Annotated in this window: 4 protein-coding genes; 2 read left to right on the top strand and 2 right to left on the bottom strand. The window is 66.6% G+C overall.

Features of this window, described 5'->3' with window-relative positions:
• The first annotated feature begins 100 nt into the window (after positions 1 to 100).
• Both AB0O21_RS40305 and AB0O21_RS40300 read left to right on the top strand, forming a co-directional pair.
• A complete protein-coding gene (locus AB0O21_RS40305; protein ID WP_365180959.1) occupies positions 101 to 937 on the top strand; it encodes an IS5 family transposase in 837 nt (278 codons plus the stop codon).
• Between the two features lie 271 nt (positions 938 to 1,208).
• Positions 1,209 to 1,850 (top strand): hypothetical protein, encoded by a 642-nt coding sequence (locus AB0O21_RS40300; RefSeq protein ID WP_365180956.1) that lies wholly within the window; start codon positions 1,209 to 1,211, stop codon positions 1,848 to 1,850.
• A gap of 279 nt (positions 1,851 to 2,129) precedes the next feature.
• On the opposite strand, the gene AB0O21_RS40295 is transcribed toward AB0O21_RS40300, so the two are convergent.
• Both AB0O21_RS40295 and AB0O21_RS40290 read right to left on the bottom strand, forming a co-directional pair.
• The gene (locus AB0O21_RS40295; protein ID WP_365180953.1) at positions 2,130 to 2,666 is read right to left on the bottom strand and encodes a hypothetical protein; all 537 of its coding nucleotides are present in this window, start codon (positions 2,664 to 2,666) and stop codon (positions 2,130 to 2,132) included.
• A gap of 45 nt (positions 2,667 to 2,711) precedes the next feature.
• Positions 2,712 to 4,178, bottom strand: coding sequence for an NF041680 family putative transposase (locus AB0O21_RS40290; protein WP_365180962.1), 1,467 nt, complete (start codon positions 4,176 to 4,178; stop codon positions 2,712 to 2,714).
• Positions 4,179 to 4,406: the final 228 nt, after the last annotated feature.

The raw sequence follows: 4,406 nt of genomic DNA, 5'->3' as shown, positions 1-4,406 counted from the left end.
AGCCCCCCCCCCCCCCCCCCCCCCCCCCCCCCCCCCCCCCCGGGCCCCCCCCCCCCGGGCCCCGCCGCCCCCGCTTTTCGGGGACATCCGGGAGACCCTGATGCGCCATCGCCGCTATCCCTCGGACACCACCGACGCCGAGTGGGCCCTGCTCGAACCCCTGCTGCCCGTCCCGGCCTGGCAGACCGAGGCCGGCGGGGCCCCGGAGAAACACCCCAGACGGGAGATCGTCGACGCGATTCGCTACGTCGTCGACACAGGATGCAAATGGCGGGCCCTGCCGGCTGACTACCCGCCCTGGCGGACCGTCTGGGGATTCATGGCCCGCTGGGCCGCCTGCGGCGTCATCAACCAGATCCGCGATGCCCTCGCCGGGCGGATCCGCCGCGAGATGGGCAAAGGCCCCCGCGCGGTCGCCACCGTCATCGACTCCCAGTCCGTCAAGGCAGCCGAAACCGTCGGCAAGGACTCACGCGGCTACGACGCAGGCAAGAAAATCAACGGCCGCAAACGCCACCTCGTGGTCGACACCCGCGGCCTGCCCCTGCTCGTCATGGTCACCCCCGCCGACCTCCACGACAGCCACGCCGCCAAGGAAGTCCTATTCCGCCTCCGCCTCATGCACCCCGAGATCACCATCGTCTGGGCCGACTCCGCCTACGCGGGCAAGCTTGTGACCTGGGCGAAGGAGTACCTGAACCTGACGATCAAGACCGTCAGCAGACCCAAGGACGCCTCCGGCTTCGTCATCCTGCCCCGCCGCTGGGTCGTCGAACGAACCTGGTCCTGGATCATGCGAGCCCGCAGACATGCCCGCGACTACGAACGACTCATCCAGCACTCCGAAACCCTCATCACCTGGGCAGCCATCACCCTCATGACCCGCCGGATCACCAAGACACGCAAACCCCCCGAACGGTTCACACCCCTGCTCTGACCAGGCACATCAAATCCTCGCCCCCGCCCACACGACGTCAGCACCGCACCCCGCCACCACAGCACTTGTCATGGCAGCCTCACAAACAGGCAGTTAGGAATCACTGAACCGATGCGGTCCATGGCGCGGAACGGGTCCCGAACCGGTTCGAGACCGGCGCCCCAGCAGCGTTGCCGCCCACCGCGCGAGGCGACCACAGAATCGCCAACTACCCAGATTGTGACATGATCCGCCCCGTCATTCCCTAACGATCACCACAAGGGGTACACCCATGCGCATACGCGCGAAGATAGGCGGCAGCCTCGCCGCGTTCCTGCTTGCAGTGGCGGGCACGGTCGCCTTCGGCGGCACCGCCTACGCGGGCAGCAACGGGCAGCAGCTGCTGCTGCTGAACAACTCGGGTGCGGCGGGTTCGTTCAAGCTGGTGGGCTACGACCAGAACGGCAACCCGGTGTCGACCTGCAAGGCGACCACCGGCTGGAAGACGTGGTTCTCTGGCTGGTACTGGAAGGGCAGCTTGTCCTTCACGCCGTACTACTCCAGCGACTGCACGGGCGTGGCGCAGGAGTCGGGGCGTACCCAGTGGATTCCGGCGTCGTCGAGCAATGACTGGCAGGCAATTACGGACACCTCCACGACCTTCGGGGGGGCCACCCAGCAGATCGTCTTCTTCGACAACCAGCACATCGCGAACTCAGTGTGGGTGTCCGGTGAGAACCAGAACGGGCAGCAGGTGGGGCACTGCTGGACAACGCCGAGCTGGGAGAACTCGCTGAGCGGCTGGTGGTGGCGGTACGACGTGACGGTGCAGACGTTCTCCTCGTCGGACTGTTCGGGTGGGAGTAACGGCACGTCCAAGTCACGCTATGACGTGGGGCAGGCCGCCGGTGCGTGGTACGGGGTGAACAACTAGCCTGCCTCGTTCGGCCGATAATCGGCGTGGCCGGAAATAGCTCGGTGAGCGCGATGTGGAACATCGTCTGCTCCTTTGGTGAAGGCTCTCATCCCCTCTGCTTGCGCGAGAGGGATGAGAGCCTTCACCTGCATTGTGCGACGTCCCGTGACCCCTATCTCTGGCCACAGTCGGTGGCCGCGAGCCTTCTTGGGCTGACGGTGGTCTTGTTGGCCTAGCTCGGGAGCAAGCCGGATCAGGTGAGGCTCCGAGTTCAGAAACAGGTACTAAGCTTGTCGTTTAACCGGCGTGCCGGAGCCTGGCCTGCTGTCCGGTGGGGATGAATGCGGCCACGTAGTCCTCGAACCCTTCATGTAGGCCCCATTCCTCGCGGGCCATGGCGGCTTCGTGTCTAGCTCGGGAGTCTTGGCGGCCTTTGGCGTAGACGTGGACGGTGTAGATCGTGGCCGGGTCGAGTTGCAGGGCTTGGTCGTCCCCGTGGCCACCTGTAAGCCAGCCCGCAGCGGGTGCGGCAGGGCCGGTGGTGGGTCCAAAGATGCCCATCCGCCCGCCGGAAACCGGCTGGTAGGGCCGCATGCCGAGCAACTGCCATTGCTCCGGCTGTTGGACCGGTGCGACGTCGGTGAGGATGAGGGTCACCCAGGCGTCGTGGGACTGGACGCGGCTGACGATGGTGAGCTGGCCGGGGGTGATGATCACAGGTTCGTCAGTGCGGAAGTCCGGTATCTGGTCGACACCCTCCAACGCAGTCTCGATGTGCTCGCTGATGTGGAAGTGCGAGTACTCGATGCTGACAACGCCGCTGACTATGTCCATCTCCGAACCGTATGTGGTCACCGCACTGGAGTGAGCTGAGCTTGCCTAAGCCGTGATGCGTCTGGGTTTGGTGCCCTGCTTGTGGTGGCCTGGGCGTGAGTATGGTTCGCCGGTTTTGAGGACTCGTCCGACGTCATGAACGACAGCCCGGCTGCGGTTCTTGGATCCGAGCGGGCGTCCGGGGCCGGGCTTGGCGGGTTTGGGTGCACCAGCTGGCAGAGGGCACTTCGCCCGGAGGTTCCTGAACCCGCGCCGGACTCGGGCGGGCGTGAGCTTGTTCGGTGCGGCGGCTCTCTCCCAGGGCCTCCGCAGGTCGGCGGCGAGAGGACGGGCGAGTCGAAGCTGGGCATGGGCGGCGATGATCAGCCAGGTCCAGCGATCCGCCGCCTCGGGGATACGGAGTTTGGGGCGAGTCCAGCCGAGTGTCTGCTTGAGCAGGCGGAATGTGTGCTCCAAGTCGAAGCGGCGAAGGAACGCCTGCCAAAGCCGGTCGACATCGGTCGCGCTCGCGTCAATGCCGGACCACCACAGCCAGACCGGCTTGGGCTCGCTGCCCGTGGGCAGGCGATCGACCTTGAGGCGGATCACGGTGCCCTCGATGATCGGCAGCTCAGCGCCGTGGGAGAGCCAGGCCGCCCGACGGGTCAGCCTCGGGTGGAGCCGGTCGAAGGCGGTGGCCACCGCCTTCCCATACCGCTCGGTGGCCGTGACCGTCTGGACGTCCGGCTCGCCCCAGGTGTCAGGCTGACCGAAGACGAACTCGCCGCCGTGCTTGGGCGGCCGGCCGCCTTTCGGGTCGTAGACCCTCGGTGGGGTCGGACGGCGCATCACACGGTCCGACCTCAGCCTGCCCAGCAGTTCCAACGGCAGATCCCCCAGCAGGAACGACAGGCGCTGGACGTCGTAACCAGCGTCCAGGACGAGGAGGATGTCGAGGTCACCTGGCTTCCACTGCCCTGCAGCCACCAGACGCTCGGCGACTTCGCGGATCTGGACGGCGGTGACGGCCGCGACATCGGCACCTGGTTCCAAGCGGACCGCGTCCAGCAGGGCGGTCCAGGAGGTGCGGCCCACCTCCAGCGCCGCGACGATCGAGTACGGCCAGCCCGGGATCATCCGGTGCTCGTTCTTCCCGCGGCCATAGGTGTGGCAGAACGAGCGGTCAGGCGAGGTGTTCGCGTCCGGCCGCAGCCACGGGCTGACATCCGCGGCCAAGACCAGCCGCCCGTCCGTGGCCCTCGGCAGTGGCAGGCCGACCAGTGTTCTTCGAAGGCGGCCGACGTCGATCCGGCCCCGATTGAGCCCGGCATAGAGGGCACCGTGGCCGCGACGGTGTTCGGGTGCGAGCGCGAGGTCGACCAGAGTCCGCACCGGTCCATCGGCGCAGAGGACCGCATCCGTGAGCTCGAACAGTTCGTCGCCACGAGTGGTCAGACATGAGTAGAAGTCGGCCCGGAAGCATGACAGTTCAGCGAGCGCGTCCCGCTTGGGCACCTGGAGGAGCAGACTCATGTCCATGGCCTTCGTACTGGTCACATGCCTGATTCGATACGGCACACAATCGCGCGAAGGCCGCCCACGTACCCGGTGAACTGCACAAACCCGGGTCAAGTTCGAGACGCCGTTCGACGCCGGACGTTAAACGCAATGCCGTTGACTTAGGGGTCTGATGGGGGTGCGACGGCCGCGATGACCTGCAGGGTTTCTGCCGGACGGCGGGTTGGCTGTGGTGGTCGTGGC

Source organism: Streptomyces sp. NPDC091371 (genome assembly GCF_040684275.1).
GTDB lineage: Bacteria > Actinomycetota > Actinomycetes > Streptomycetales > Streptomycetaceae > Streptomyces.
Note: the sequence above shows the minus strand (reverse complement) of the source record. Positions and strands in the feature narration are given on the sequence as shown.